The organism is Mesorhizobium sp. B2-3-11, from assembly GCF_006442215.1.
In the GTDB taxonomy this organism is placed as follows: Bacteria; Pseudomonadota; Alphaproteobacteria; order Rhizobiales; family Rhizobiaceae; genus Mesorhizobium; species Mesorhizobium salmacidum.
In genome coordinates this window covers 22785-49402 of sequence record NZ_VFVS01000010.1, presented here as the reverse complement: position 1 = coordinate 49402, position 26618 = coordinate 22785, and the positions used below count along the sequence as shown (strand labels likewise).

Below are 26618 nucleotides of genomic sequence, written 5' to 3'. Positions count from 1 at the left end.
GGCACCTTCTCCCGGTAGGTATGGGGAGAAAGAAGCTGTACTCACGCCTCTCCGAACACCCGCTTGAAAATCGTGTCGACGTGCTTGGTGTGGTGGCCCAGGTCGAATTTCTCGCGGATTTGCGCCTCCGGCAGCGCGGCTGTCACTTCCTTGTCGGCAAGGAGTTCCTCAAGGAAATCAGCGCCTTGTTCCCATACTTTCATGGCGTTGCGTTGCACCAGCCGGTAGGAGTCCTCGCGCGACAGGCCGGTCTGCGTCAGCGCCAGCATCACGCGCTGGGAATGCACCAGGCCGCGGAACTTGTTCATATTGTTCAGCATGTTCTCGGGATAGACGACCAGCTTGTCGACGACGCTGGTCAGGCGTGATAGCGCGAAATCGAGCGTCACCGTGGCGTCCGGGCCGATCATGCGCTCGACCGAGGAATGCGAGATGTCGCGTTCGTGCCAGAGCGCCACGTTCTCCATCGCCGGCAACGCCATGGAACGCACCATGCGGGCAAGGCCGGTGAGGTTTTCGGTCAGCACCGGGTTGCGCTTGTGCGGCATCGCCGACGAGCCTTTTTGGCCCGGCGAAAAATACTCTTCCGCTTCCAGCACTTCGGTGCGTTGCAAATGCCGGACCTCGATCGCCAGCCGCTCGATCGACGAGGCGATGACGCCGAGCGTGGCGAAGAACATGGCGTGGCGATCGCGCGGAATCACTTGCGTCGACACCGGTTCCGGCTTCAGTCCCAGTTTTTGGGCCACATGTTCCTCGACATAGGGCTCGATGTTGGCGAAGGTGCCGACCGCCCCTGAAATTGCACAGGTGGCAATGTCTTCGCGCGCGTGCACCAGCCGCTCGCGGCAGCGCGAGAATTCGGCGTAGGCCTGGGCCAGCTTGATGCCGAAGGTGGTCGGCTCGGCATGGATGCCGTGGCTGCGTCCAATGGTGACAGTGTCCTTGTGCTCGAAGGCGCGGCGCTTGAGCGCTGCGAGCAACATGTCGATGTCGGCGAGCAGGATGTCGCTGGCACGGGTGAGTTGCACCGCAAAGCAGGTGTCGAGCACGTCCGAGGACGTCATGCCCTGATGGATGAAGCGCGCGTCGGGCCCGACGAATTCGGCAAGATGGGTGAGGAAGGCGATGACATCATGCTTGGTGATGCGTTCGATCGCATCGATCTTGTCGACGTCGAATTCCGCCGCGCTTCCCTTTTCCCAAATGGTCTTAGCCGCTTCCTTGGGGATGACGCCCAGTTCGGCCAGCGCGTCGCAGGCATGGGCCTCGATTTCGAACCAGATGCGAAACCGGGTTTCGGGCGCCCAGATGGCGACCATTTCTGGCCGGGAGTAGCGAGGGATCATATGGATCGATTTCCAGCTTCGCGTTGCGTTGGTCGCGTCCTAACAGAGGCGGGCAAAATGCTCAACGTTGCTGCTGCGCAAACCAGAGGCCGGTCAAGCGGAAATAGAGCCGGATTCCACAGACGAGTGAAGGCGGGCGCATGGACCTTAGAGGAGATTGGGCGCGGTTGATTGCCCAATCAAAGCGTCGTGCGGGCCAAAGCCGATGCATCCAATCCGCTCGTCATTTGTTATTGTCGGCAATCCCAATGGCAACCACCCCAATGGAGAACCTGACATGACCGACACCAGCAAAATTCGTGAGCACATGGAAGTCGTCGGCGCCGATGGCGTGCATATCGGCACCGTCGACAAGGTCGAGGGCCAGCGCATCAAGCTGACCAGGGCCGACAGCGGCGAGGGCGCTCACAAGGGCCATCACTATTATATTTCCCTGGCCTTGGTTGCCGAGGTCGATGGCAAGAAGGTGTGGTTGTCCGCGAATTCGGATGTCGCGGTGACGTTCGAGGAAGAAAAATCCGATCCGGTTTGATCGAAGGCTTTAGCCCAGGCGCGACGACCAGACGGGAAACAGATCGTTGCCCGCTGGCGTCGCGGCAAACACACCACGGCTGATGGCCCGCGCCATGGTGGCGCCGGCCGCGGCATAGAGATCGACCGCTGCGTCGGCGGTCAGTTCGACCCCGCTCCTGCCGGTGGCCAGCGCGAACACCAGGTCGCCGTCGGCCGGCGTGTGCGTTGGCCAGATGGCGCGCACGAAGCCGTCATGCGCCGAAATCGCCAGGCGTTTCGCGGCGGCCTTGGTGAGGACCGCGTCTGTCGCGATGATGGCGATGGTCGTGTTGCCGCCGCTTTCCATCTGCCGCCCGTGATCCTTGTCGCGGTATTTCAGCAAGATCCGCTTTGCGTCGTCGGGCATGGGCGAGGGATAACCGAGCCCGCCGAATTCATCGCCGATTTCGAAGGGCGCCGCCCAGAAATAGCGGGTGCGGCCGACGGTGACCGATCCGGTTGGGTTGACGGCCGCCAGCGCGCCGATGGTGACGCCATTGTCCAGCAACGTCGAGGCGGAACCCAGGCCACCCTTCAGCCCCGACGTCAGTGCACCGGTACCGGCGCCGGCCGTGCCAAGTTGGAAATCGACGGCGGCTGCCTGTACCGACTCGTAGCCGAGGTCGCGATAGGGCGGATAGCGGCCCCAGTCCTTGTCGCCGCCATTGCGCAGGTCGAACAGGATCGCCGCCGGAACGATCGGCACCCGGAAGCCGCCGACCTCGAAGCCGATGCCGCGTTCGCGTAGCGCGGCCTGCACGCCGGACGCAGCATCGAGGCCGAAGGCCGAACCGCCCGACAGCACAACCGCATGGATTGTCTCCACGGAATTGTGCGGTTCCAGCAGATCCGTCTCGCGGGTTCCAGGCGCGCCGCCAAGGATTTGCACACCCGCCACCGCCGGCTCGTCGCAAAGGACGGTCGTCACGCCGGAGTTAAGCCTGGCATCGGAAGCACTGCCGACGCGCAGGCCGGCAACGTCTGATATGAGATTGCGCGGACCGGTGCGGAACATCAGTTGTTTTCCAAGGGCACGAACCGGGTGCCGTCGAAGCGGAAGACACGGTAGGGGCTCTGGTTGAGGTCGCCCTTGGCGTCGAAGCGGACGGGCCCGATCGCCGTGGTGAAATCATGCCCGGTGAGCGCATCGGTCAGTGGTTTGCCGGAGCCAGCAGCGTCCGCCGTCGCCGCCTTGGCGATCTCGACCGCCGCATAGGCCGGCAAGGTGTAGCCATCCGGCACGATCTTTTGCGCGGAGAAGCTCTCCAGCACTTTAGGGTCCGCGACATCGGCCCATTCGGGCGGCGCGATCATCAGGGTGCCCGTTGCATAAGGCACGTCGCCGGGCGGCGTGCGCAGGTTTTCGCCGCCGGCGAGGACGATGCCCGTCTGGAGCTGGGCGGCATCGCGCCCCATGATGGCGATGTCGTCGCCGTCGCCGCCGGCAAAAACATGCGTGGCGCCGGCCTTTTTCAGTCGCCCCACCAGGCCGATCTGGTTGTCGAGCTGCGGCCGGAACGTGTCGACGAAGACCGGTTTCAGCGCTGCCTGCTCGGCCGCCGCGCGAAATGTCTCGGCGATCTCGCGGCCATAGATGGTGCCGTCATCGATGATGGCGAACAGTTCGTCACGCCACAGCCGGGTGAGGTTAGAGGCGACAGCGTTGCGCTCATCGTCGCCGCGTGGTCCCAAGCGATATACCGGCCAGCCGGTCTTGGCGCGGCGGTCGGTCAGGCTTTCGGTTCGCACGCCGATGGTGATGACCGGGATGTTGGCGTCCTTCAGGACAGGCATCGCCGCTTCGATAGCCTCCGTGCAGAGGAAGCCGATCACGACATTGACCTTGGCTGCCACGAACTCGCTGGCCGCCAAGGCGCCGCCGTTGCCGGTGCAGGCGTCATCCACGGTCTTGAACTGGATGCCGTTCGCCTCTGCCGCCAGCCGGGCGCCGGCCTCGATCTGCTTGCCGAGGATGGCCGATGGTCCCGACAGGGGCGCGGCGACGCCGATCGTGAGCGTCTGGGCGCCGGCGGCAACGGTCAGCAACAGCCAGGCCAGTGCGATGGATATCGTTCCCCCGGATCGCATCCTGTCGAACCGTCCCTCCAAGCCCGCGCGCGGGCGCCAATTCCCGCCAAGACCTAAAGGCTGTCCGGCCTTGGTGCAACACGCGAATTCCGGATATGGGCCAAGCACTTCGCTTGTGGCATCTGATGTCTGGCCATATATAACAGTTCAGGTTTTGGCTGTGGAAATCTCCAGTGCTGAAGATAAACGATATTGGACCGCAGGCCTATCGCGACGCGATGAGCCATTTTGCCGGTCACGTTCATGTGGTGACCACCGACGGACCCGCCGGCAAGCGTGGCGCGACGGTGATCGCGGCTTGTTCCGTGTCGGACACGCCGCCGACCATCCTGGTCTGCCTCAACCGTGAAAACCCCAAAAACGAGCCGTTCGTGAAGAACGGCAGGTTTGCTTTGAACACGCTGGCTTCGCACCAGGAGCCGCTGTCGATTGGATTCTCCGGTATGACTGGGTTGCCGGTCGAAGAGCGTTTCGCGCTTGGCGAGTGGGACGTGATTTCCACCGGCGCGCCGACGCTGAAGGGCGCGCTCGCCGTTTTCGATTGCGAGTTGATCGACACCAAGGACCTGGCCACCCATCGTGTGCTTTTTGGCAAGGTGACAGGCCTTCGCATGGGCGATAATTTGCGGCCGCTGATCTACCACGCGCGCGGCTACCACGTCCTGGAAAGTGGGGCGGCCGCACCCACGGAGAAAGAATGAGCGACTTGAAACCGCGCCCCGTGCCGCGGACGATCGATGAGACGCTCGATCTCCTGACCGGCGCGGACTATGTCGCGGACCGGTCGCTGGCAACGGTACTTTTCCTGTCGCTGCGCATGAAACGGCCGCTTTTCCTCGAGGGGGAGGCCGGCGTCGGCAAGACCGAGATCGCCAAGGTGTTGGCCGAGGCGCTTGGCCGCCGGCTGATCCGCCTGCAATGCTATGAGGGGCTCGATGTCTCCTCGGCCGTCTATGAGTGGAATTACGCCGCGCAGATGATAGAAATCCGCATGGAGGAGGCTGCCGGCAAGGTCGAGCGCTCCGCCATGGAGCGCAACGTCTTCTCGGAAAAATACCTGATCCGCCGGCCGGTGCTCGATGCGCTGACCGGCAAGACGGGCGCGGCCCCGGTCTTCCTGATCGACGAGCTCGACCGCACCGACGAAGCGTTCGAGGCCTTCCTGCTCGAGATCCTCTCCGACTTCCAGGTGACGGTGCCTGAACTCGGCACGATCAAGGCGGAAGAGCCGCCGATCGTCATCATCACCACCAATCGCACGCGTGAGATCCACGACGCGCTGAAGCGGCGCTGCCTCTATCACTGGGTCGACTATCCCAATACGGAACGCGAGCTGGAGATCGTGCGCCGCAAGCTGCCTCGGGCCAACCAGCGGCTTTCGGCCGAAGTGGTCTCCTTCATCCAGAAGCTGCGCCAGCTCGAGCTGTTCAAGGTACCTGGCGTCGCCGAAACCATAGACTGGGCCGGTGCACTGACTGAACTCGACAAGGTGGCGCTCGATCCGGAGACCGTGTCCGACACGATCGGCGTGCTGCTGAAATACCAGGACGACATTGCCCGCATCGGTGCGGGTGAGGGCCGGCGCATCCTCGACGAGGTCAAGGCCGAGCTCGCGGCGGCGGAGTAGGGGAATGAAGGCGTCGCGTCCCGACCCCAGAGAGGCGACCGAGGACGGGCGGATCGCCGACAATATCGTCTATTTCGCCCGCACCTTGCGCAAGGCCGGCATGCGGGTCGGGCCGGCCTCGGTCAAGGACGCGATCGAGGCGGTGCTCGTCGCCGGCATCGGCTCGCGCGATGATTTTTACTGGACGCTGCACGCCGTGCTGGTCTCGCGGCATGAGGATCACGCCACCTTCGACGAAGCCTTCAGGCTGTTCTGGAAATCGCGCGAACTGATCGAAAAGCTGCTGGCGATGTTTTCGCCGGTGGCCCCCGACGTCAGGCAGAAGCAGAAGCCGCGCGCGGCCGAAAACCGCGTCAGCCAGGCGATGTTCGAAGGCCACCAGAAAAAGCAACCACCGCAGGAAGTCCCTGAGATCGAAGTCGACGCCCGCTTCACCTTTTCCGGCAACGAGGTGTTGCGGGGCAAGGATTTCGCGCAGATGAACGCAGCCGAGATGGCCGATGCCAGGAAGGCTATCGCCGAGCTGCGATTGCCTTTCGACATGGTGCGGACCCGCCGCTTCAAGGCCGATGCGCACGGCCGCCGCATCGATCCACGCGCCATGATGCGCTCGGCGGCGCGCACCGGCGGTGAATTGATCCTGCCGAAATTCCGCTCGGTCCGCGAAACCCACCCGCCGCTGGTGGTACTGGCCGACATTTCCGGTTCGATGAGCCAGTACACGCGCATCTTCCTGCATTTCCTGCATGCGCTGACGGAAAAGCGCCGGCGCGTGCACACTTTCGTCTTCGGCACGCGGCTGACCAATTTGACCCGGCAGATGCGCCACCGCGATCCCGATGCCGCTCTTGCCGACTGCTCGGCGGCGGTCAAGGACTGGTCGGGCGGCACGCGCATCGGCGATACGCTGGCAGAGTTCAACCTTGTATGGTCGCGGCGCGTGCTGGGACAGGGCGCGATGGTGCTTTTGATCACCGACGGGCTGGAGCGCGACGACGTCATGGGCTTGTCGGAAGAGATGGAGCGGCTGCACAAATCCTGCCGGCGGCTGATATGGCTGAATCCGTTGTTGCGCTTCGATGGTTTTCAGGCGCGCGCCCGAGGCGTCAAGGCGATGCTGCCGCATGTCGACGAATTCCGCTCGGTGCACAATCTCGAAGCGCTCGCCGATCTCTGCGCCTCACTCGACAAGAAATCGGCGCTTTCGGTCGATCCGCGGCGGTGGATGGGTGCTGGCGCGAGGCACGCCGCATAGCCATATGTTTCCTGGTTCCCTGGAAAAATAGACCCTGAGAGAAGCAACGATGAGCGACAGCATTTATCTCGATGAGGCCCGCGACCCGCTGATCATCGCGGAAACCTGGATGAAGGACGGCAAGGATGTGGCTATCGCGACCGTGGTCGAGACCTGGGGTTCGGCGCCACGCCCGGTCGGCAGCCACCTTGTCATCGATGCCGATGGCAATTTCCACGGGTCCGTTTCGGGTGGGTGCGTCGAGGGCGCCGTCGTGACCGAGGCGGTCGACGTCATCGGCTCCGGCAAGGCCAAGATGCTGGAGTTCGGTGTCGCCGATGAGACGGCCTGGCAGGTGGGCCTGTCCTGTGGCGGCCGTATCAAGGTTTATGTTGAGCGATTGGGCTGACCTCGGATGGATCCCTACGCGCTGAAGACGCTCAATGCCGAACGACGCGCCCGCCGCGCGGCGATCCTCGTCACCGATCTCGGTGACGGTCGCGATCGTATCGTGCGGGAGGGCGATCAGGTCGCCGGCGATCTCGGAGCGGCGATCGCCAAGGCGTTTCGCTCCGGCGATTCCGGCTCCGTCGAGGCGGAAGGTCGGACATTTTTTCTCAATGCGCATCTGCCGCAGCCGCGCCTGGTGGTGATCGGCGCCGTCCATATCAGCCAGGCGCTCGCGCCGATGGCCCGGATCGCCGGCTATCCCCTGGAGATCATCGATCCGCGGACCGCCTTCGCCACATCGGACCGGTTTCCCGACGTCGCCTTGCATGCCGACTGGCCGCAGGATGTGCTGGAGCGCCAGCCGCTCGACAGTTACACCGCGCTCGCCGCTGTCACCCATGACCCGAAGATCGATGATTTCGCGCTGAAGGCGGCACTCGACGCCAACTGCTTCTATGTCGGGGCACTTGGCAGCCGCAAGACGCATGCCAAGCGCGTCGAGCGCCTGCTGGCGCTGGGCGCGAGTGCCGACCAGATCGCGCGTATCCACGCGCCGATCGGGCTGGACATCGGGGCGGCAAGCCCCGCCGAGATCGCCGTCGCCATTCTCGCGCAGACCATCCTTGCCTTCCGCTCGCGCGGTCTCGATGTGAAGGGCGCGGCGGCGTGAAATTTGGTCCGATACCAATCGAGGCCGCCGAGGGGGCGGTGCTGGCGCATGCCACCACGGCGGGCGAAAAGCGGTTTCGCAAGGCGCACAGGCTGAGCGCCGAAGATGTCTCCATACTCAAAGGGGCGGGTATCCTGCAGGTCGTCGCGGCCGTGCTGACCCCTGACGATCTCGGCGAGGACGCCGCGGCGCAAAGAATTGCGCAGAGCATGACCTTTGGCGGCATCGAGGCGAAGCCTGCCGCCACCGGTCGGGTCAATCTCCACGCCAAGACGGCTGGTATCTTCACGGTCAACGCCGCTGTCATCGACGCCATCAATACCGTCGATCCCGCCATCACCATCGCCACGCTGGCCCGGCACGCGCCGGTCGAAAAGGGCCAGATGGTCGCGACGGTGAAGATCATTCCCTTCGCGGTCTCTTCCGCGTTGGTCGACGCCGTGGTGAAAATCTGCGCCGGCGTCGAAATTTTTGCCGTCAACGCCTATCAGCCGGTGCGTGTAGGTGTCGTTCAGACGGTGCTGCCGGGGATCAAACCAACTGTGCTCGACAAGACGTTGCGCGTCACCGAAGCCCGGCTGTCGCGCTCGGGCGGCAGGCTGACGGCGGAGCGCCGCACGCCGCATGAGATCGGCCCTGTCGCCGAGGCCGCCATCGCGCTTGCGCGCGACAACGACATGGTGGTGATCTTCGGGGCTTCAGCCATGAGCGATTTCGCCGACGTCATTCCGGCGGCGATCGAGAGGGCGGGCGGTACCGTCATCCGCGCGGGCATGCCTGTCGATCCCGGCAATCTGCTGGTGCTCGGCACACTCGGCGGCAAGCGCGTCATCGGCGCGCCTGGCTGCGCCCGCAGCCCCAAGGAAAACGGCTTCGACTGGGTGCTCGACCGGTTGATTGCAGGCCTCGATGTCACCGCGCGCGACATCGCCGGCATGGGTGTCGGCGGCCTGCTGATGGAGATACCGACGCGGCCGCAGCCGCGCGAGCCGCTGCCGGCCAAAAACCGGCTTAAGGTCGGGATCGTGCTTCTGGCGGCGGGCCGGTCGAGCCGCATGGGCGGACCGAACAAGCTGATGGCGCTGTTCGACGGTCAACCGCTGGTGCGCCGCACCACCGAACGCGCGCTCGCCTCGAAGGCTTCAGGCACGATTGTCGTCACCGGCCATCAGCGCGAGCGGGTCCGCGCGGCATTGTCGGGCCTCGACGTCACCTTCGCCGACAATCCCGATTTTGCCGATGGCCTGTCGACCTCGCTGAAGGCCGGTACTGCCTATCTCCCCGAGGACATCGCTGGTGCGATGATCGTTCTGGGAGACATGCCAGGTGTCGCATCCGACGACCTTGACAGGCTCATCGATGCCTTCCGCCGGGCCGGCGGCAACTCAGTGGTCCGCGCCTCGCATGAAGGCAAACGCGGCAATCCGGTGCTCCTGCCGCGTTCGCTGTTCGCGGCCCTCGCCCATCTCGAAGGCGACACCGGCGCACGCCATCTGGTCGAGGCCGAGGGGCTCGACGTCATCGATGTCGAGATCGGCGAGGGCGCATCCGTCGACGTCGACACCCGAGAGGCGCTGGAAAGCGCAGGCGGCGTGCTGCAGGATTGACAAACCCGGCCTGTATTCCGCATGCCTTTCTGTATGGCATTCCCCATCTTGCTTCGCCGCCGCTTATCTCGCGCTTTCCTGGCCTTTCTGGCTGCAATCATATTTCCGATCGCTGCTCACGCTGATGCTCTCACGCTAAAACCGTTCAAGGACGATGTCTTCGCCTATCCGGCGACGCTCTCATCCGACAGCAACGGCGCCTACACGGTCCTCGACTACCGTGAGATGCGCGACATCAACCAGCGCGACGAGGTGCCGGAAAAGCGCGTGCATGCCCAGTACACCGACACCGGCGTGCGCAAGGTACAGCAGGATCTGCTGCTGAAGACGGACGCCGGCGATGTCAGGCATGTCGCCGTCGGCAAGACGCAAGGGGCCGCCGTCATCGTGCTCTATCTGCACGGGCAGGGCGGCAGCCGTAAGCAAGGCGTCGACGACTTCACCTTCGGCGGCAATTTCAACCGCCTCAAGAACCTGATGGCCGGCAATGGCGGGCTCTACATCTCTCCGGATTTTCCTGATTTCGGCGACAAGGGCGCAGCACAGGTCGCGGCCCTGATCGATCACTATGCCGAACAGTCCCCGGGCGCGAAAATCTTCGTCGCCTGCGGCTCGATGGGTGGAGCGCTGTGTTGGAAGCTTGCCGCACGCAAGGATACTGGCGGCCGCGTGAATGGACTGCTGCTGCTCGGATCGCTGTGGGACGAGGGCTTTCTCGCAAGTCCCGCCTTTAAGCGTCGCGTGCCAGTGTTCTTCGGCCAGGGCAGCCATGACGTGGTCTTTCCCGTGGCCAGCCAGGAAGCGTTCTTCCGCTCCATCCTTGCGAAATCAAAAACCTATCCGACCCGCTTCGTCCGCTTCGAAACCGGTACCCACGGCACGCCGATCCGCATGGTCGACTGGCGCGGCACGCTCAACTGGATGCTGTCGAAGGCGCCGTAAAGGCCAATGTGTGGACCGCTCTAAGGCGCGGTGTTGTAGTCGACAATGGTCTGCGGATTCTCCTCGCCGTCATAGGACGCGTCGACGTCATACTGAACCAGCGAAAAATCGCCGTTGCGGAACAGATACGTCCCGGCATCCGAAGCATCGCCGACGCCGCGCCGTTTGTTGAACGTGGTGATCGTGTGGGCGTCCTGGTCATAGTCGGAATTCACCGCCCATCCTGTGGTCTGGAAGCCGATTACCGTTACACTCAACAGCTTGCCTTCGCTGTCATTATTCTCGTAGCGTATATCGGTCTGAGGTTCGGCGAACTGCAATTGCCTGACACCGTCCACCTCGTCGGTCATGTAATAGACCGAGCTTTCATTGTAGGCGGCGGCCGAGCAGGAGAAGTGGAACAGGCGGGTTTCCTTCTCCGGGTCGCCCGGCTGAGCATTCTTGTCCTTGTATTTGATCGAAAAGACCTCCGGCTCATTGGCCAAAAGATCCTTGTCGCACTGGTCGCCATAGGTCGCGAGGAAGGCCTTCTTGGCCTGTTCCAGCGCGGTATCCTTCTTCGGCGGCGGCGGACCGTCGCCGCAGCTTGGCGGCAACGCCTCGTCGAGATCGGCGGTGGAGGGCTTCAGCGCGCCCTTGTCGATGAAGATCGGCTGGAAGGGTGGCGCCTGGATCTGGGCATTGACCTGGCGCAGCGTGTAGCAGCCGGCGAAAACCTTCGCTTCGCCCTTCTTGTCGGTTGCCTGGATGGCGACCGGGACGTTGTAATAGATGCTGCCCGCCGCGCCCTCGTCCGAAATCGGACCGGTCCTGACATCCACCCTGTCGGTGCCGTCATAGCCCTTGACGAATGTATCGAAATCCTTTGCCGGCTTTGTATCGCCGTAGTAGCCCCAGGCGCGCGCGAATTCATGCCGGTTGATGGCGCTGTAGAGAGAGCGGACGACCGCATCCGCGCTCGACCGATCATCGACGTAAGGCGCTGCGGGTGTATCGCTGGCGGCCAATGCCGTCTGGCCTGTCGTGGCAAGGGAGAGAAGGGCAGTCGCTGCGAGAAGGGCGCGTCTCATCGGGAATCTCCGCTCGATAACGAAGATTCTACCATGGCGATTGCGGCGACGTGGTGACGCCGTGCGGCTTCAGCTTGAAGAATCGCGGTTGAGGGCGCTACGTCCTTCCGACGGCATTCCTGCCGGACAGGAGATCTGACGTGACGATATCGATGTATGAGGCATCCGTGCCCGTGTTTTCAGCCAGGCTGAAGGCACTTTCCAGTGTGCTGGCGGCAGCCGAACAGAATGCGCTTGATCGCAAGATCGACCCGCAGGTGTTTTTGACGGCGCGGCTTGCGCCCGACATGTTCGCGCTGACCCGGCAGGTGCAGATCGCAACCGACCATGCCAAGGGCGCGCCGTCACGGCTGGCCGGCCGCGAAGTGCCGAAATACGAGGACAATGAAGCAAGCTTTGCCGAACTCGAAGCGAGGATCGCCAAGACGGTCGGCTATCTGGCGACTTTTTCGGCCGCCGATATCGACGGGTCGGATGAGAGGATGATCGAGTTGAAGCTGGCGGGCCGGGAAACGACATTGCGCGGCATGCAGTATCTGCTGCATGTGGCCATGCCCAACTTCTATTTCCACCTCACCACCGCCTACGACATCCTTCGCCACAATGGCGTGCCGCTTGGCAAGGCGACGTTCCTGGGATCGCGTTGAGGTCGAGATGTCCTGGATCGATCCGGGACATCTCGCACCTGCTTAGCGGATGGACATTTCGCGGGCGATGCGCGGGAAATCGGCGGGCTTGACGCCGATATCGGCACGCTCGGCATTGCTCATCGAATGAAGCAACGCGAGCGCCGCGCGATATCTCTGATGTTCCTGCGGGCGCGGCCGGGCGAACATTTCCGTGAAGAAACCCATGATTCAGGCTCCTGATTGGTCCTCCACGCCAGACAGTATAGGTGAATCGTGAAGATTGTGCATTGCAGCATTTGCATGCCTGCCATGCCCGGATGATTTTTTACAATTTTATTTCGGCCCCGATGAGACTTCTGCGCCGCGCCAGTCGTAGGCTTCGAAGCTGGCACATGGCCAGTTTTTCCTCGCCGTCCGGCCTACATTCCAGGTGCCGTCCGGCTTTTGTTTGGGGAGCATTGATCCTCGATAGCAATCCTCGCAACGGCTAAATTCGTTAAGACCGGTGGCATGTATTTTTAACGAGCCGGTTCTATGCTCGGTAATCCAGACAGTCAGGCAAGGGGAGGCTGACATCGCTACTAGCGCCAAGCGTGATTTCGCTTCGTTGCTCGACGACCTCTTCGTTGCCTCCGAAAAAGGCGACGGCAGCGAGGGCGAGGAGACCGGCGCGCGCCCATCCATCCCGTTCGACTATCTCTCGGTCGCCGATGAACTCCATTCCGGCCGCATCAAGGTATCCGCCGCGGAATATCGCGAGGCTGGTGTCGATCTGGCCAGCGAATTTGCCGCCTTGCTTGAACAGGCCAGGCTCGCCCTGGCTGGCGAAGAGCCGAAGCCGGAAGAAAAATTGCCGCCAATCGATCCTGAATCGATTGCGGTCGAACTGGGGTTGGATCAGCCCAAGAACGCTGCCGATTTCGGTCGCATGCGCCGCAGCTTTGCTTTCGCCAATCATCCCGACCGCATTGCGCCGCATTTGCGCCAGCGCGCCATGATCCGCATGCAGATCGCCAATATGCTGATCGACGAGGCCAAGCGCCGCGCCGTGGCCGCCGCACGCCGCTAACCGCCTCTGCTCACGCAAAAGTCGGCCCGGCTAGGCTTGGAGAGCGCCTCCGCTTTTCCTATAAGATGCGAATTCCTCTCCGCGCAGCCGCGCATACATTCCCTCCGGAGCAGAATTCCATGCACAAACGCCGTCTCGGTCGGACCGATCTTCTTGTTACCCAGATTTGCCTCGGTTCGATGACCTGGGGCCAGCAAAACACCGAGGCCGAGGGCCATGCCCAGATGGACCTGGCCTTCTCGCATGGCGTCAATTTCATCGATACCGCCGAACTCTATCCGATCCCGCCCAAGGCGGAGACGCAAGGGCGGACCGAGAAGATCATTGGCAGCTGGATGAAGGCCAAGGGCAATCGCAGCAAGGTGATCCTTGCCTCAAAGGTTGTCGGTCGCACGGCCAATGCCTGGTTTCGCGGCGACCGGCCCTCGCAATTGGTGCGGGCCGATATCTTTGATGCCATCGACAAGTCGCTGGCCAAGCTCGGCACGGACTATCTCGACCTTTATCAAATCCATTGGCCGGAACGAGACATCCCCTGGGGTGCCAACCCAACGCGCATCGGGGCGGTGGCGCGGCGTGCCGATTCTGTCGGCGCACCAGTCGGCGAAACGCCGATCGCGGAGACGCTCGCGGTGTTCGAGGAACTGGTGCAGGCAGGAAAAATCCGCCATTTCGGCCTTTCGAACGAGAGTTCCTGGGGCGTGATGCGCTTCCTCGCAGAGGCCGGCAAAGAGATCGGTCCGCGCGTCGCCTCGATCCAGAACGCCTACAACCTCGTCAACCGCACCTTCGAGGTGAACCTCGCCGAGATTTGCGAGCGCGAAGGGGTGTCGCTGCTTGCCTATTCGCCGCTTGCACAGGGTTATCTGACCGGCAAATACGATCACGGCGCCCGCCCGCAGGGCTCGCGCTCGCAACTGTTCAATCGCGGTCAGCGTTATGAGACGCCCAATGCCGCCGAAGCGCAACTCGAATACAATGAACTGGCGCGCTCTTTCGGCCTGGAGCCGGCACTGTTTGCCAATGCCTATGTTTCGAGCCGGCCCTTCGTGACCTCCAACATCATTGGCGCGACAACCATTTCCCAACTGGAAATGGCGCTGTCCTCGGTGGATGTCGTCTGGACCGAAGAAATGCAGAAGGCGGTGGACACAGTTCACCAGAGGGTCGGCAATCCCTGTCCGTGACCGATCCCGGGCGCGGAATTGTCGAGTAACAGCAAAGGCATGGAGACAATGGTGGATTTCCCGATCGAGGCCGTGCGTGGAAAATTCCCCGCTCTCTCGCTGACCGACAAGGGTCGTCGCCGCATCTATCTCGACAATCCTGCCGGCACGCAGGTGCCGCAGGCTGTGGCCGACGCGGTGTCGCGCTGCCTGCTCACGACCAACGCCAATCTCGGCGGCCATTTTGAAACGACGATCGCGGCGCAGCAGGTCGTTGACGAGGCGCATCAGGCGATGGCCGATTTCCTCGGTGCGGCGAGCCCGCAGGAAATCATCATCGGCGCCAACATGACGACGCTGACCTATCATATGTCGCGAACGCTCGGCCGCACGATGAAGCCCGGTGACGAAATCATCCTCACCCGCATGGACCATGAGGGCAATGTGTCGCCCTGGCTGCAACTGGCCGAGGACCTTGGCCTCGTCGTGCACTGGCTGCCGTTCGACGAAAAGACCTGGCAGGTCGAGGAGGCGATGCTGGCAAGTCTGTTGTCCGGGAAGACTCGGTTGGTAGCGTTGAACTACGCCAGCAATCTCACAGGCTCGATCAACAGGGTCAAGTCCTTGACCCAGCTTGCAAAAAACGCCGGAGCGCTGGTCTATGTCGATGCCGTGCAATTCGCGCCGCATGGCTTGATCGACGTGCAGGAGCTCGGCTGCGATTTTCTGATCTGCTCGGCCTACAAATTTTTCGGTCCGCATATGGGCATATTGTGGGGCCGGCGCGACGTTATCGATGGTCTGAAAGCCTATAAATGCCGCTGTTCCTCAAACGGACTGCCAGAGCGTTTCGAACTCGGCACGCCGCAGATCGAACTGATGGCCGGGCTCACCGCCGCGGTCGACTATTTTGCCGGACTCGGCACGTCGGCCGGCGAGGACGGGTCGAGAAGGCGCAGGATTGCCAAGGCGTTCGAAGTCTCCATCGCCTATGAAAACCCGCTGGCACAAAGGCTGATCGATGGGCTGTCCGATATTTCCGGGCTGACCGTCCACGGCATCACCGATCCGAAACGGCTCGGCGATCGCGTGCCGACCGTCTCCTTCACCGTGGACGGCATAGTGCCCGAAACGATCGTGAGGCAGATGAACGCCGAAAACATCTTCCTGTGGTCGGGCCACAACTATGCCTGGGAGATCGTCCACCAGCTCGGCATTCCTGCCGAGCAGGGCGTCGTGCGCATCGGCATCGCTCACTACAATACGGCGTCCGAAATCGACGAGACGCTTGAGAGCGTTCACCGGGTGATTGCTATGCTCAGACAGCAACGCCCCTGACGCGAGCTTGCATTGTCACCGCGCCTTGCCGCCAAAACCGGTGAGGAAGGCGGTGAGATTGTCGCCGAGCCCGTCGCAGAGATAGCCGCCCTCCTGGACGATGACCGTCGGCAGGCCAAGCCCGGCGATCGCCTCGCCGATGCGCGAAAAGCCCGGCGTCGTCACCGAGAGCCCGCCGAACGGATCGCCTTCGAACGCGTCGAGGCCGAGCGCCACGACCAGCGCATCGGGAGAGAAGGCGCGGATACGCTGGAACGCAACGCCGAGCGCTTCCAAAAACGCCGCATCCGCGGATTTCCGCGGCAGCGGCAGGTTGAAATTGTAGCCAAGTCCCGGACCTTCACCGCGCTCGTGGGCGTGGCCCCAGAAGAACGGGTAGAACCGCACCGGATCGGCATGCAGCGACACCGTCAGCACATCAGGTCGCGCATAAAAAATGCCTTGCGTCCCGTTGCCGTGATGCAGGTCGACATCAAGGATCGCCACGCGGGCCGCCTGTTTGCGCAGTATTTGTGCCGCAACGGCTGAGTTGTTGATGAAGCAGAAGCCGCCGGCGACATCGGCAAAGGCGTGGTGGCCGGGCGGGCGGCACAATGCATAGACGCCGGAAGCGCCTGCCATCACCGTTTCCGCCGCCTCGACCGCGCTCCAGGCGCTCCACAGTGCACTTTGCCATGTCTCGCCTGAGATCGGGCAAGCGGTGTCGGCCATGTGATATCCGGCCTGGGCGACGGCGGAGGCCGGATAGGAGCCGTTGCGGGCGATCGGGTGGATGTTGGGGATGACCTCGGCCGATGCGCCAGCGATGCGCTGCCAGCGTTCGAAAATATGTTCGAGGAAGTCGAGATATTCGGGTGTGTGCACCGCCGAGACCGGGCCGAGGCCGTGATCGCGCGGCCGCTCGATCGTGCAGCCGGCGGACTTTGCGCCGGCTAACAATCTTTCGACGCGTTCCGGTTTTTCCGGGTTCGGCTGCGCCGCGCCGCTGGAAAGAAAGGCCTTGGGGTCGTGCCGCTTCTGCTCCTGCGCGTAGAAGGCTTTCATTCCTGCTCCCCATTTTCCGGCGGGTCGGCGAAGGCGAAAAAGGCCTCGCCGATAATTTTTTGCGTCTGCTCGTAACTCGACCAGGCAATGCCCAGCCTCTCGTAAAAGGCCTTGGCGCCCTCATTGTCGGTATCGACGGACAACCTGAGATAGACCCCGCCATGCTTGCGGCACTCGGCCGCCACGCGCCGCAGCAGGCGCTCGCCGATCTTGCGGCCACGGAACTGGTCCTCGACATAGAGGTCCTGCACATAGACGCCGGGCCGGCCCATCCATGTCGAGAAGATCGGGAAATGCAGGCAAAGTCCGGCGAATTCGCCATCGACTTCGGCGATCAGAGTCGAGAAGGCGGGCCTTTCGCCGAAGCCCCAGATTCTGAGATCGTCCGCCGTCGCGATGATTTCCTCCGGCGCACCGATATGGCTGCCAAGCTTCAGGATCGCCGCGTGGATGGTTTCGACATCATCGATGGTGCCGGGGCGGAGGAGGATCGCACTCATCATAGGCGCTGTCCTCGTCAAAACGCCACCCGGTCACCGCCCTTGAGCGCCAGCATGTCGCGCGCTTCCGCGGGTGTGGCAACCTCCAGCGAAAGCCCGTCAAGAATGCCACGGATGCGGCGCACCTGGTCGGCGTTGGATTTCGCCAACTGGCGGCCATCATAGAGGCTGTCTTCCAGCCCGACGCGCACATTGCCGCCCATCGCGGCGGCAATCGAGATCAGCGGCATCTGGTTGCGCCCAGCGGCGAGCACCGAGAACTGGTAGCTGTCGCCGAACAATTTGTCGGCGATGCGCTTCATATGGATGAGGTTGTCCGGATCGGCGCCGATGCCGCCCAGGATCCCCAGCACGAACTGGATGAACAGCGGCCCCGACACCAGCCCCCGGTCGCGGAAATGCGCCAGCGAATAGAGGTGGCCGACATCGTAGCACTCGAACTCGAAGCGGGTGCCGCAGCCTTTGCCCAGCCGCTCGAGAACACCCTCCATGTCGGCGAAGGTGTTCTTAAAGATGGTGTCGCGCGTGGCTTCGAGCAGCTGCGGCTCCCATTCGTGCTGCCATTCCCTTGGCTTTTCGAGCATCGGGAACAGCGCGAAATTCATCGAGCCCATGTTCAGCGAGCACATTTCAGGTTCAGCCCGCAGCGGTGCCGCGAGCCGCTGGTCGAGCGTCATCAGCGAGGAGCCGCCGGTGGTGATGTTGATCACCGCATCGGTCGCCTGCTTGATGCGCGGCAGGAACTGCATGAACACATCGGGATCGGCGGTCGGCCGCCCGTCTTTTGGGTCGCGGGCATGCAGATGCAGGATCGAGGCGCCGGCCTCGGCCGCCGCGATGGCGTCCGCGGCAATCTGGTCCGGCGTCACCGGCAAATAGGGCGACATCGACGGCGTGTGCACCGAACCGGTGACGGCGCAGGTGATGATGACTTTACGCGGTGCCATTTGCTCTACCCCCGGCCTTCGACCGGCAGGTCTAGCTCGGAGGCCAGAACTTCAAGCGAGTCGCCGATGATGGAGATGATCTCGCCGACCTGCTCGCTGGTGACGATCATCGGCGGCGCCACCATGAAATTGTCGCCGTCGACGCCGCCCTTGACCCTGCGGCCATAGATGATCAGCCCGCGCTCATAGGCGAGGTCGAGCAGCCGCTGCGTCGCCTTCTTGCCTTGGTAGATTGGCCTCAGCGTATCGGGATCGGCGACCATTTCGGCACCAGTGAGCAAGCCTTTGCCGCGCACGCCAGCGATGAACGGGAAGCGCTTCGCCAGCCCCTTCAGCCCGTCCATCAGCACGTCACCCATGGCGGCAGCGTTGGCGATCAGGTCGAGCCGGTCCATTTCGCCCAGCACCGCAAGCCCGGCGGCGCAGGCCAGCGGATTGCCGGCATAGGTGTGGCCATGCTGGAAACCGCCTGACGCGAGCAGCGGCTCGACCAGTCGCATCGGCGCGGCCAGCGCGCCGAGTGGCGCATAGCCCGAACCCAGCCCCTTCGACAGCGCGATGATATCAGGCCTGCAGTTCCAGTGGTCGCCGCCGAGGAATTTCCCGGTGCGGCCGGCACCGCTCATCACCTCGTCATGGATCAGCAGGATTCCGTAGTGGTCGCAGATCTCGCGGATGCGGGCGTAATAGCTGTCCGGCGCCACCAGGGCCGCGGTCGCGGCGCCGCCGATCGGCTCCATGATGAAGGCGACGACGCTTTCAGGACCTTCGACGAGGATCTTTTCCTCCAGCATGTCGGCGTAGCGGACGCCACGCTGCTCCATCGAGAGATTGTCGCGGTCGCGCCAGGCGGTCGGTGCCGGCACGGTCGGCATCACCCGCATCATCGGTGTGAAAGTCTCGGCCAGCGCGTCGTCGCCGGTGATCGAAAGCGAACCCAGCGTGCCGCCATGATAGGAAGGAAAGCGGGTGATCACCTTCCAGCGGCTCGCCTGGCCGGTCGCGACAGCCCATTGCCGCGCCAGCTTGATGCAGGATTCCGTCGCTTCGGAGCCGCCGGAGACGAAGAAGATGCGGTCCATGCCTTCCGGCAGCTTGCCGGCAAGTTCTCGCGCCAGTTCTTCCGCCGGCTCGTTTTCGAAATGCAGCCGGTAGGCGAAGGTGGCGCGGTCCATCTGCCGCTTCATCGCATCGAGCACATTGCGGTTGGAATGGCCGATATTGGCGACCATCGGGCCGCTCGATCCGTCGATGAAACGGCGGCCATCCTGCGTCCACATGTAGATACCTTCGGCACGGTCGATCAGCGGCCGGCGCAGGCTGGAGAGGTAGAACAAATGCGATTGGCGCCGGGCATCAATGTCTTGAACGGCAGGCTGGACTTTCGACATGTCAGGACTTTCCAAGATAGCGATCGAGGACATTCTGGGTAACCCGTTCGACCATCGGATCTTGTCTTAGCAGACCGGCGACCCATTCGCAGCTTCCGGCATGGAACACCTCGCCCTTGCCGCGCGGAAAGTTGACGATCATGCCATTGCCGCGTTTGACCTTTTCGAGATTGGCGTCGCTCGCCGCGCCGAACAAAGTTTCGGCGGTGAAGCGGCCATCCTCATCGGTGAGGAACTGGTCCTCGACCGGGATGTCGGCGCTTTCCTCGACCTGGCTTGCCATGCCGACGGCCAGCACCTGCAAGCCATCGGGCGCACCGCTGGTCGGGGTCGGGTAGGGCAGGCCGCCGCGTATCTCGAAGTCGAGCCCGTCGACCTCATAGCCATAGACATGGCTGTCGGCGCCGAGCAGGTCGCCGTAATAGATGCCGGTGCCGGCGAAGGCCCAGTGCTCGGGCCGATAGACCGGAAAGCCGCGTACGCCACGTGGCGCGCAGCCACCCCAGCCGGCATAGACACCACGTGTGGCGTTGAGCCCGAAGGTCGCCGAACCCGGCCGGCCGATTTCGGGCGCTTCCCAGGAATTGGTGGCGCGTGTCACGTCGCCGCCGCGATAGGCGGGATCCTCGGCCCGGGCGCGGTATTTGTAGCAAACCTGCCGGAGGCCTTCGTCCTCCAGCCGGGTCTGCCACATGAAATTGCCGGCAAAGCGCGCCGCATGGCCGCCGCGCTCGACATAGAAGTCGACGGCATCGCGCATTTCCCAGGTCCAGTATTCGTCGTGGCCGACGAAGACCGCGCAGTCATATCCGTCGAGAATCTCGGGCGAAAAATGCAGATCGTGCTGGCTTGTCAGGTCGACATCGTAACCAGCCCCTTCGGCAAAGCGAAAAAAATGGCTGTCGTAGCTGGCCCAGCCCGACGAAGCGTATTTCTTCGAATGGCCGGTGGCGAGCGCCCATTCCATGTGCGGATAGCGCGGCGCGGTCTTCGGCGGCACCGCGACCTCCAACGGCACGCGCGGCGCATCCCGGGGCAGCACGACGAAGCCGCGGCACCAGGGGCGCTGCGTCGACACGATGGGCGAGTACTGGTTACGGTCGGGCCCGGTGATGCCCTGATAGTGGTTGGAGCCGCCCCAGGTGTTGTAGGCAAGCCAGGTCCCCGTCGCCGCCACCTGCAGAACACGGCCGGGTTTCTTGCCTGGCGGCGGGCTGACAATGAACAGATGGTGGGATCGGATCGGCTTGCCGTCGCGTCCGTCGGCGGTCAGCGTCACGCGGTAGGCGCCGGACGGCCAGTCGTTTTCCACACGGAATTCAAAGGAGGCTTCCCAGCCGCAGCCTTCTGCCGAGCATTGGTCCGGACTGTCCTGCCAGCGCGATGCGATGCCCGATTTCTCGAACGCCCTCGTCTCGGCGCCCCCGTCCCGAACGATCGTCATGCCGAAGGACGGAGCCGTGGAACTGACATGCAACGTCACGGTTTCGCCGGCACGATACGAAAACCGATCACTGTAGCACCAGATCTCGCCGCGCTCGCCATCCATGCCCGGCCATTCGTAATAGTGACCGCGCACCGCGTGGCGGCGTTGCTCGGGCGTCAGCCCGAAATCGGGAAATTCGGTCGGCAGGTTGATCATGAAGCCCTGGCCCATCGGAGGCGCCATTTCGGCGATCCGCCGGCCAGGCGTCAAATAGAAACGATCATGCCAGCATTCGTTAGCCGCACCCTTGGCCGCGCTCAGCAAACGGACTATCTCAGAGGGCGGCGGCGGCTCCGCCACGGGGACAGGCATGCTCAGGGTGCAAAAGGTCAAGGTCAACGATATCTATGTGCCCACCGCGCGCAAGAAGACGCTGCACCCCGAAACCGTCCGGCATCTGGCCGAGGATATACTGGAAAACGGCATGAAGACGCCGATCCAGGTCCGCCATGACGGGAAGCGGCACATACTTGTCGAAGGACTGCATCGTCTGGAGGCCGCCAAGTGGCTCGGCGAGTCAGAGATCGACGCCTATCTGGTGCAAGCCAAGCGCCACTGACGCGCAGTTTTAGTCGACCGACAATGCCTGGCTGATCTTCGCCAGACAAATTTCCACAGATCGTGTCGGCCCGCGCCGCGTTCGCTCGTCCTTGGGCAGAACCGGAGGAGACCCGACATGTCCAGATCGACTTTTATCGCCATTCTTGCGTCGCTCGCAGCCTTGGTGGCCGCGTCGGGCCCAGCCAACACAGAGGAGTCAAAGCCTGCCATGACGACCGAAACGAGAACACTGCCGAAGCCGCAAAAATCCGGCCTGCTGCCGATCAACGGCGTCAACTACTATTACGCCGTCTATGGCAAGGGTGAGCCGCTGCTTCTGCTGCATGGCGGCCTCGGCTCCTTCGATATGTTCGCGCCGATCCTGCCCAAGCTTGCCGAAAATCGCACCGTCATCGGGGTCGACCTGCAGGGGCACGGCCGCACGGCGCTTGGCGACCGGCCATTCAGCCTGGATGCGATCGGCGACGACATGGCCGGTATCGCCAAGGCACTCGGTTACGACAAGGTCGACGTCATGGGCTATTCGCTGGGCGGCGGCGTTGCCTTCCGCATGGCGGTCCAGCATCCCGAGGCTGTGCGCCGGCTGGTGCTTGTCTCGACAGGCTATGCGGCCGACGGCTTTTACGACGAGATGCGTCCGCAGCAGGCGCAGGTGAGCGCCGCCGCGGCGGCGTTCATGAAAGACACGCCGATGTACAAATCCTACGTCGCCGTCGCGCCGCATCCGGAAGACTTCCCGAAACTGCTCGACGCGCTCGGCAATTTCATGCGCCAGAACTACGACTTCTCGGCCGATGTTCCCAAGCTCAAGATGCCGGTCATGCTCGCTTACGGCGACAGCGATATGTACAAGCCCGAGCACGAGATCAAGTTCTACCAGATGCTCGGCGGCGGTCTGAAGGATGCCGGCTGGATGCGCGAGAACCTGTCGCAGAACCGTCTGGCGATCCTGCCCAACCGCACCCACTACGACGTCTTCTTCGCCCCGGAACTGACGGCCGCCGCGCTGCCGTTCCTCAACGGTGAGACCAAGGTGAAGAGCTGGGACGAGGTGGTCGGCGAAGCCGAATGACCCTCCACCGTCTCCGCCGGCCGTCTCCAGCGGGACGGCCGGCGAGTTGTTCAGGAAGCCTTGGCTCGGCGCGGCTGCCTCAGATGCTTGATGCCGCTCATCTCGACGAAGTTCGTCGCCGACTCCCAGAGATAGTCACCGTAGAGAAACGGCTCGAACGGCTCGGCGTCGTCCAACGGCAGAGGCGATATTTCCGCATCGACACGCGGCTCGTAGAAGAACGGTATAGAGAACCGCACCGTTTTCGGCGCAATGACCCGGTGCCGTGTCGCCCGCACACGGCCGCCGGTCCAGTGTTCCAGCAACTGGCCGAAATTGACCGCCAGCGTGCCGTTGGCTGGAGGCACGTCGATCCATTCGCCGGCGAGGTTCTTCGCTTGCAAGCCCTCGACGTCGTCCTGCGCCAGCAAAGTGACGAAGCCTGAATCGGCATGTTCGCGGCCGATGATGGTGCGCGTCTCGCCCTTGTGGATCACCGAAAACTCCGGCCCGCCGGTATCGACGCCGGCATTGGCGTCACGCAGGGGATAGCGGATCAGGCGCAGCGTCGAGATGCCACCGTCGAAATAGGCATCGAAGATCAGTTCAGGCAGGCCAAGCCCGCGGGCGATCGACCGCATCAGCATGATGCCGACCGTCTCCATCGCGCGATAGTAGTCGGCTGCGGCGGTACGCCAGCCTGGCAGCGCATTTTCGGCCGGCAGTGGTGTCGGCTCGCACAAGGGATCGTCGGAGGCTGACAGTCGCGCCGCGTCGGCAAGGTCCGGCCCCATGTCGATACCTTCCTTGTAGGAAACGGCATGCGGCTGCAGCGGAAACCAGCCGCGGTAGAAATTCTTCTTCGTGTGATCGAAATTCCAGCGCAGCAGTTTCTGCTTCTCGGCGTCGGGAAGCGAAAAGATGCGCAGCACTTGCGTGCGCTTGTCCGGCGTCAGCCAGTCATCGCCGGGAAAATCTCGAATCGCCATGAAACCGATGCCAGCCGCGGCGGCCATGATCCTGGCGTCGCAGCGATCGCGGGCGGGCGAGGGCAGTCCGAACACAGCCGCAATGCCGATTGTTTCGATGTCCGCTGTCATGACGGTCCTGCCACATCACGATAATCGATGAGCTTGTATCAGAGCTTTTCAATTGACCCAATCGGCCTCGCCGCTACCTTGCCGCCTGTTCACTCCACCAATGGATCCAGACGATGGCAAAATATGAGGGCGGATGCCTGTGCAGGGCGGTGCGCTACCGCACCGACGCTGACCCCATCAACGAGCGCATCTGTCATTGCCGGCTCTGCCAGAAGGCGATCGGCGCGGCCTTCAATGCGCGCGTTCTGTTCCGCATCGATGATGTGACGGTCGAGGGTCCGTTGGCCACGGTCAACACCTCGCCGGATCTCAAGCGTGGTTTTTGCCCGAACTGCGGAACGACGATGTTTTCGCGGCGCGATTCCGCCGGCATCATCGGCCTTACGACCGGATCGCTCGACGACCCGTCGCTGTTCAGGCCCCAGATGCATATCTGGACCACCTCGAAACAGCCCTGGGTGATGCTGGACGATGGCCTGCCGCGATATGAAGGCGCTCCGCCGGCCTAGGCTTCCTCCTTCCCCTCGCCAGGAGGACGTGCCCCAGGATGACCAAAAATAGTCCAAAGAGACACGCGATAGCCGGCAAAGCGTCATTGGCGGGCCATCTTTGTCGCCCTATCTAAGCGTCGCGGGCCCGGCATTCGAGGAGACGACGGATGAACGACAGCATCAGCACCCTGGACGAGCTTTTGAGCGACCCGATGGTCCTGCTTGTGATGGAGCGTGACCGTGTGCGCCCGGAACAGGTGCGCATGCTGCTCGAACGGGCTCGCCGGCCATCCGCGGAGGAGCCTGTCGTGCCGCCCGCGCATGTAATTGCCAGGACCTGCCAGAAACTTTGGCTTTGCCCGTAATCGTCTTGCCAACCTCCACCCATGGAGCATCGCCGGCCCTTCGGGCCGGTCTGAACCGTGCGCGTCTGACGCGGCGGCGCCAGCTTACAAATCCGTAAATTGATTCTACGCTACATGACGATATGGCTTGCCGGGCACCGATCGCCATCGATGCCTTCGCTAGTCCGATCCCTCCCGCATGGAGCCCGACATGGCTGATATCTGCACGCAAGGCGTCGACACGGGCTTTGTCGGCCTTGGATTTGCCAAGGTCGCATTCCTCGGCCTGGTGCAAGGCATCACAGAACTGCTGCCGATTTCCTCGACCGCCCATATGCGCATCGTGCCGGCCGTGCTTGGATGGCAGGATCCGGGCTCCGCTTTCTCCGCCGCCATGCAACTGGCGGCCCTTGCCGCCGTGGTCAGCTATTTCTGGGGCGACGTAAGGGATCTTTTGTTCGGGTCATTTGCCGCCCTCGCGCGCCGCGATTTTGCCGACCGGCATTTCCGTCTGGCGCTGTGGATCGTGCTGGCGACGATCCCCATCGTCATCGCCGGCGTGGCGCTCTCGGGCGTTCTCAACACCTGCAATTCGCCGTTGCGCAGCCTGACTGTGATTGGCTGGGCCTGCATCGCCATGGCGGTCCTGCTGGGGTTCGCGGAAATCTTTGCCCGCCATCGGCGCACCATGGCCGACGCGTCGCGGGCCGATGCATTGCTGGTCGGCGTAGCGCAGATCGGTGCCTTGATACCCGGCGTTTCCCGTTCCGGCTCGACCCTGACGGCGGCACTGGGGCTTGGCTTCAAGCGGGCGGAGGCGGCCCGTTTCTCGTTCCTGCTCGGGCTGCCGGCCATCGCGCTTGGCGGCCTCAAGGAATTATGGGAGCTGCACAAGGTGCATCTCGATGCCCATGGATGGTCGGTTCTCGGCCTGGGACTGCTCGTGGCTTCGATATCGGCCTTTTTCGCCATCTGGGGCCTGATGCGCGTGCTGGAACGCTTCTCCGCATGGCCTTTCGTCATCTATCGCGGCGTGCTCGGGGTCGTCCTGCTGGTGGGCGTGGCGATGGGGTGGCTTGTCTAGGCTGGACCCGCACGCTTCCGGTGTTGCACGGCTGCAACCGCCAGGAGAGCATCAACCCATGCCCGAAGATGTGATAGGACGCCTTCATTGACTCCCGGCAATATCCGCCCTTAACGTTCTGTTAACAAAACAGATGGGCGGGGCCGGATGGCATCCTCGATGGGTTGGCGCCGGAAGGCGAAGGGGCTGGGGCTTGCGATTGGCCTGATTGCTTTCTGTTCGGCGGCGAGTTCCGCCTACGCGGCTCCCGTCTCCATGGTTATCGGCGGCTCGACCTCCCAGCCGATCGGCCACTATGATTTTTGCAAGATCCATTCCGCCGAGTGCTCGATCCGTTCGCCCGACAGCGAGCCCGCACGCTTGACCGCCAGGCTGTCGCGGGAGATCAGCGCCGTAAACCTTTCGGTCAACGCGCGCGTCAAGCCGATGAGCGACATGGACAATTACGGCAAGGAGGAATGGTGGGCCTATCCGGACAATGGCTTCGGCGATTGCGAGGATTACGCGCTGGAAAAGCGGCGTGAGCTCAACAGCCTGGGCATTGCCATAGCCAATCTTCTGATGACGGTGGTTCGCAAGCCGGACGGCGAAGGCCATGCCGTGCTGACGGTTCGTACCGACAAGGGCGACTTCATCCTCGACAACCTTGTCGACAAGGTTCGTCTCTGGAACCAGACGCCGTATCGTTATCTGAAAAGGCAGGCGAGCGACGACACCGGGCACTGGGTCTCCATTCTTGCCGGCGAAGAGAAGCTGGTCAGCGCCGTCAAATAGCCGCCGCGGGCCGTCCGGGCCGTAGTCCACGCCCCTCAAGCAAATCCTTCATCG

Annotated in this window: 29 protein-coding genes; 18 read left to right on the top strand and 11 right to left on the bottom strand. The window is 63.1% G+C overall.

Annotated elements, in window-relative coordinates; genetic code table 11:
- Window positions 1-41: 41 nt before the first annotated feature.
- Entirely contained in the window at window positions 42-1349 is a 1308-nt protein-coding gene (gene purB, locus FJ960_RS15415; protein ID WP_140715067.1) for an adenylosuccinate lyase, read from the bottom strand.
- A gap of 277 nt (window positions 1350-1626) precedes the next feature.
- On the opposite strand from purB, the gene FJ960_RS15410 reads away from it, so the two are divergent.
- On the top strand, window positions 1627-1881 hold the full coding sequence (locus FJ960_RS15410) for a DUF2171 domain-containing protein (protein WP_140715065.1): 255 nt from the start codon (window positions 1627-1629) through the stop codon (window positions 1879-1881).
- Window positions 1882-1890: 9 nt separating this feature from the next.
- Here FJ960_RS15410 and FJ960_RS15405 read toward each other — a convergent pair whose 3' ends face one another.
- Entirely contained in the window at window positions 1891-2916 is a 1026-nt protein-coding gene (locus tag FJ960_RS15405; protein ID WP_140715063.1) for a P1 family peptidase, read from the bottom strand.
- Window positions 2916-3989 (bottom strand): branched-chain amino acid ABC transporter substrate-binding protein, encoded by a 1074-nt coding sequence (locus FJ960_RS15400; RefSeq protein WP_140715061.1) that lies wholly within the window; start codon window positions 3987-3989, stop codon window positions 2916-2918. Before FJ960_RS15400 ends, FJ960_RS15405 begins: the two co-directional genes overlap by 1 nt.
- Before the next feature lie 173 nt (window positions 3990-4162).
- Between FJ960_RS15400 and FJ960_RS15395 the strand changes: the two genes are divergently transcribed.
- From FJ960_RS15395 to FJ960_RS15365, 7 genes are read left to right on the top strand one after another with little or no spacing between them, the layout of a single operon-like run.
- Complete coding sequence (locus tag FJ960_RS15395) at window positions 4163-4690, top strand: flavin reductase (protein ID WP_140506344.1); 528 nt, start codon at window positions 4163-4165, stop codon at window positions 4688-4690.
- The gene (locus FJ960_RS15390) at window positions 4687-5616 is read left to right on the top strand and encodes a MoxR family ATPase (RefSeq protein ID WP_140715059.1); all 930 of its coding nucleotides are present in this window, start codon (window positions 4687-4689) and stop codon (window positions 5614-5616) included. The genes FJ960_RS15395 and FJ960_RS15390 overlap by 4 nt, the downstream gene beginning before the upstream one ends.
- 4 nt (window positions 5617-5620) lie before the next feature.
- Complete coding sequence (locus tag FJ960_RS15385; protein WP_140715057.1) at window positions 5621-6871, top strand: VWA domain-containing protein; 1251 nt, start codon at window positions 5621-5623, stop codon at window positions 6869-6871.
- 49 nt (window positions 6872-6920) lie between these two features.
- Entirely contained in the window at window positions 6921-7259 is a 339-nt protein-coding gene (locus FJ960_RS15380; protein ID WP_140506339.1) for an XdhC family protein, read from the top strand.
- Window positions 7260-7265: 6 nt separating this feature from the next.
- Entirely contained in the window at window positions 7266-7970 is a 705-nt protein-coding gene (locus tag FJ960_RS15375; RefSeq protein ID WP_140715055.1) for an XdhC family protein, read from the top strand.
- Entirely contained in the window at window positions 7967-9577 is a 1611-nt protein-coding gene (locus FJ960_RS15370; protein WP_140715053.1) for a molybdopterin-binding/glycosyltransferase family 2 protein, read from the top strand. Before FJ960_RS15375 ends, FJ960_RS15370 begins: the two co-directional genes overlap by 4 nt.
- Window positions 9578-9610: 33 nt before the next feature.
- The gene (locus tag FJ960_RS15365) at window positions 9611-10519 is read left to right on the top strand and encodes an alpha/beta fold hydrolase (protein ID WP_181174250.1); all 909 of its coding nucleotides are present in this window, start codon (window positions 9611-9613) and stop codon (window positions 10517-10519) included.
- Window positions 10520-10539: 20 nt separating this feature from the next.
- Here FJ960_RS15365 and FJ960_RS15360 read toward each other — a convergent pair whose 3' ends face one another.
- Window positions 10540-11589 carry a DUF1176 domain-containing protein gene (locus FJ960_RS15360; protein WP_140715051.1) on the bottom strand — a complete coding sequence of 350 codons (1050 nt, stop codon included), beginning with the start codon at window positions 11587-11589 and terminating at the stop codon, window positions 10540-10542.
- 140 nt (window positions 11590-11729) lie between these two features.
- Between FJ960_RS15360 and FJ960_RS15355 the strand changes: the two genes are divergently transcribed.
- Window positions 11730-12236, top strand: coding sequence for a DUF1993 family protein (locus FJ960_RS15355; RefSeq protein ID WP_140715049.1), 507 nt, complete (start codon window positions 11730-11732; stop codon window positions 12234-12236).
- A gap of 42 nt (window positions 12237-12278) precedes the next feature.
- Here FJ960_RS15355 and FJ960_RS15350 read toward each other — a convergent pair whose 3' ends face one another.
- Window positions 12279-12443 (bottom strand): hypothetical protein, encoded by a 165-nt coding sequence (locus tag FJ960_RS15350; RefSeq protein WP_084636818.1) that lies wholly within the window; start codon window positions 12441-12443, stop codon window positions 12279-12281.
- A gap of 382 nt (window positions 12444-12825) precedes the next feature.
- Here FJ960_RS15350 and FJ960_RS15345 point away from each other — a divergent pair, with 382 nt between their 5' ends.
- From FJ960_RS15345 to FJ960_RS15335, 3 genes are all read left to right on the top strand, one after another.
- Entirely contained in the window at window positions 12826-13287 is a 462-nt protein-coding gene (locus FJ960_RS15345; protein ID WP_140715047.1) for a hypothetical protein, read from the top strand.
- Between the two features lie 119 nt (window positions 13288-13406).
- Window positions 13407-14474: an aldo/keto reductase gene (locus FJ960_RS15340; RefSeq protein ID WP_140715045.1), complete on the top strand. Its 1068-nt coding sequence runs from the start codon at window positions 13407-13409 to the stop codon at window positions 14472-14474.
- Window positions 14475-14522: 48 nt separating this feature from the next.
- The gene (locus tag FJ960_RS15335) at window positions 14523-15791 is read left to right on the top strand and encodes a cysteine desulfurase-like protein (protein WP_181174249.1); all 1269 of its coding nucleotides are present in this window, start codon (window positions 14523-14525) and stop codon (window positions 15789-15791) included.
- A gap of 15 nt (window positions 15792-15806) precedes the next feature.
- Here the strand turns inward: FJ960_RS15335 and FJ960_RS15330 are convergent, their stop codons facing one another.
- From FJ960_RS15330 to FJ960_RS15310, 5 genes are read right to left on the bottom strand one after another with little or no spacing between them, the layout of a single operon-like run.
- Complete coding sequence (locus FJ960_RS15330; protein ID WP_140715041.1) at window positions 15807-16835, bottom strand: histone deacetylase family protein; 1029 nt, start codon at window positions 16833-16835, stop codon at window positions 15807-15809.
- Window positions 16832-17338, bottom strand: a complete 507-nt coding sequence (locus tag FJ960_RS15325; protein ID WP_140506322.1) for a GNAT family N-acetyltransferase — start codon at window positions 17336-17338, stop codon at window positions 16832-16834. The genes FJ960_RS15330 and FJ960_RS15325 overlap by 4 nt, the downstream gene beginning before the upstream one ends.
- A gap of 14 nt (window positions 17339-17352) precedes the next feature.
- Window positions 17353-18282 (bottom strand): 3-keto-5-aminohexanoate cleavage protein, encoded by a 930-nt coding sequence (locus FJ960_RS15320; RefSeq protein WP_140715039.1) that lies wholly within the window; start codon window positions 18280-18282, stop codon window positions 17353-17355.
- A 5-nt stretch (window positions 18283-18287) separates the two neighbouring features.
- A complete protein-coding gene (locus tag FJ960_RS15315) occupies window positions 18288-19673 on the bottom strand; it encodes an aspartate aminotransferase family protein (RefSeq protein ID WP_140715037.1) in 1386 nt (461 codons plus the stop codon).
- 1 nt (window position 19674) lies between these two features.
- Window positions 19675-21315, bottom strand: a complete 1641-nt coding sequence (locus FJ960_RS15310) for a N,N-dimethylformamidase beta subunit family domain-containing protein (RefSeq protein WP_181166596.1) — start codon at window positions 21313-21315, stop codon at window positions 19675-19677.
- Window positions 21316-21469: 154 nt separating this feature from the next.
- Between FJ960_RS15310 and FJ960_RS15305 the strand changes: the two genes are divergently transcribed.
- Both FJ960_RS15305 and FJ960_RS15300 read left to right on the top strand, forming a co-directional pair.
- On the top strand, window positions 21470-21718 hold the full coding sequence (locus tag FJ960_RS15305; protein ID WP_140506316.1) for a ParB N-terminal domain-containing protein: 249 nt from the start codon (window positions 21470-21472) through the stop codon (window positions 21716-21718).
- A gap of 117 nt (window positions 21719-21835) precedes the next feature.
- Complete coding sequence (locus tag FJ960_RS15300) at window positions 21836-22792, top strand: alpha/beta hydrolase (protein WP_140715035.1); 957 nt, start codon at window positions 21836-21838, stop codon at window positions 22790-22792.
- Window positions 22793-22842: 50 nt separating this feature from the next.
- Here the strand turns inward: FJ960_RS15300 and FJ960_RS15295 are convergent, their stop codons facing one another.
- Entirely contained in the window at window positions 22843-23871 is a 1029-nt protein-coding gene (locus tag FJ960_RS15295) for a 2OG-Fe(II) oxygenase family protein (RefSeq protein WP_140715033.1), read from the bottom strand.
- 113 nt (window positions 23872-23984) lie between these two features.
- Here FJ960_RS15295 and FJ960_RS15290 point away from each other — a divergent pair, with 113 nt between their 5' ends.
- From FJ960_RS15290 to FJ960_RS15275, 4 genes are all read left to right on the top strand, one after another.
- Complete coding sequence (locus tag FJ960_RS15290; RefSeq protein ID WP_140715031.1) at window positions 23985-24380, top strand: GFA family protein; 396 nt, start codon at window positions 23985-23987, stop codon at window positions 24378-24380.
- 149 nt (window positions 24381-24529) lie between these two features.
- The gene (locus tag FJ960_RS15285) at window positions 24530-24727 is read left to right on the top strand and encodes a hypothetical protein (RefSeq protein ID WP_140506309.1); all 198 of its coding nucleotides are present in this window, start codon (window positions 24530-24532) and stop codon (window positions 24725-24727) included.
- Between the two features lie 190 nt (window positions 24728-24917).
- Complete coding sequence (locus FJ960_RS15280) at window positions 24918-25790, top strand: undecaprenyl-diphosphate phosphatase (protein ID WP_140715029.1); 873 nt, start codon at window positions 24918-24920, stop codon at window positions 25788-25790.
- Between the two features lie 147 nt (window positions 25791-25937).
- Complete coding sequence (locus FJ960_RS15275) at window positions 25938-26564, top strand: transglutaminase-like cysteine peptidase (RefSeq protein WP_140506305.1); 627 nt, start codon at window positions 25938-25940, stop codon at window positions 26562-26564.
- Window positions 26565-26618 lie beyond the last annotated feature (54 nt).

Coding starts and splice junctions, on each gene's coding strand:
- FJ960_RS15335 (WP_181174249.1), top strand. CDS start 14,523: ATGGTGGATTTCCCGATCGAGGCCGTGCGTGGAAAATTCCCCGCTCTC.
- FJ960_RS15300 (WP_140715035.1), top strand. CDS start 21,836: ATGTCCAGATCGACTTTTATCGCCATTCTTGCGTCGCTCGCAGCCTTG.
- FJ960_RS15325 (WP_140506322.1), bottom strand. CDS start 17,338: ATGATGAGTGCGATCCTCCTCCGCCCCGGCACCATCGATGATGTCGAA.
- FJ960_RS15360 (WP_140715051.1), bottom strand. CDS start 11,589: ATGAGACGCGCCCTTCTCGCAGCGACTGCCCTTCTCTCCCTTGCCACG.
- FJ960_RS15330 (WP_140715041.1), bottom strand. CDS start 16,835: ATGAAAGCCTTCTACGCGCAGGAGCAGAAGCGGCACGACCCCAAGGCC.
- FJ960_RS15405 (WP_140715063.1), bottom strand. CDS start 2,916: ATGTTCCGCACCGGTCCGCGCAATCTCATATCAGACGTTGCCGGCCTG.
- purB (WP_140715067.1), bottom strand. CDS start 1,349: ATGATCCCTCGCTACTCCCGGCCAGAAATGGTCGCCATCTGGGCGCCC.
- FJ960_RS15295 (WP_140715033.1), bottom strand. CDS start 23,871: ATGACAGCGGACATCGAAACAATCGGCATTGCGGCTGTGTTCGGACTG.
- FJ960_RS15385 (WP_140715057.1), top strand. CDS start 5,621: ATGAAGGCGTCGCGTCCCGACCCCAGAGAGGCGACCGAGGACGGGCGG.
- FJ960_RS15320 (WP_140715039.1), bottom strand. CDS start 18,282: ATGGCACCGCGTAAAGTCATCATCACCTGCGCCGTCACCGGTTCGGTG.
- FJ960_RS15280 (WP_140715029.1), top strand. CDS start 24,918: ATGGCTGATATCTGCACGCAAGGCGTCGACACGGGCTTTGTCGGCCTT.
- FJ960_RS15290 (WP_140715031.1), top strand. CDS start 23,985: ATGGCAAAATATGAGGGCGGATGCCTGTGCAGGGCGGTGCGCTACCGC.
- FJ960_RS15275 (WP_140506305.1), top strand. CDS start 25,938: ATGGCATCCTCGATGGGTTGGCGCCGGAAGGCGAAGGGGCTGGGGCTT.
- FJ960_RS15305 (WP_140506316.1), top strand. CDS start 21,470: ATGCTCAGGGTGCAAAAGGTCAAGGTCAACGATATCTATGTGCCCACC.
- FJ960_RS15315 (WP_140715037.1), bottom strand. CDS start 19,673: ATGTCGAAAGTCCAGCCTGCCGTTCAAGACATTGATGCCCGGCGCCAA.
- FJ960_RS15340 (WP_140715045.1), top strand. CDS start 13,407: ATGCACAAACGCCGTCTCGGTCGGACCGATCTTCTTGTTACCCAGATT.
- FJ960_RS15375 (WP_140715055.1), top strand. CDS start 7,266: ATGGATCCCTACGCGCTGAAGACGCTCAATGCCGAACGACGCGCCCGC.
- FJ960_RS15285 (WP_140506309.1), top strand. CDS start 24,530: ATGAACGACAGCATCAGCACCCTGGACGAGCTTTTGAGCGACCCGATG.
- FJ960_RS15310 (WP_181166596.1), bottom strand. CDS start 21,315: ATGATCAACCTGCCGACCGAATTTCCCGATTTCGGGCTGACGCCCGAG.
- FJ960_RS15365 (WP_181174250.1), top strand. CDS start 9,611: ATGGCATTCCCCATCTTGCTTCGCCGCCGCTTATCTCGCGCTTTCCTG.
- FJ960_RS15350 (WP_084636818.1), bottom strand. CDS start 12,443: ATGGGTTTCTTCACGGAAATGTTCGCCCGGCCGCGCCCGCAGGAACAT.
- FJ960_RS15400 (WP_140715061.1), bottom strand. CDS start 3,989: ATGCGATCCGGGGGAACGATATCCATCGCACTGGCCTGGCTGTTGCTG.
- FJ960_RS15380 (WP_140506339.1), top strand. CDS start 6,921: ATGAGCGACAGCATTTATCTCGATGAGGCCCGCGACCCGCTGATCATC.
- FJ960_RS15390 (WP_140715059.1), top strand. CDS start 4,687: ATGAGCGACTTGAAACCGCGCCCCGTGCCGCGGACGATCGATGAGACG.
- FJ960_RS15410 (WP_140715065.1), top strand. CDS start 1,627: ATGACCGACACCAGCAAAATTCGTGAGCACATGGAAGTCGTCGGCGCC.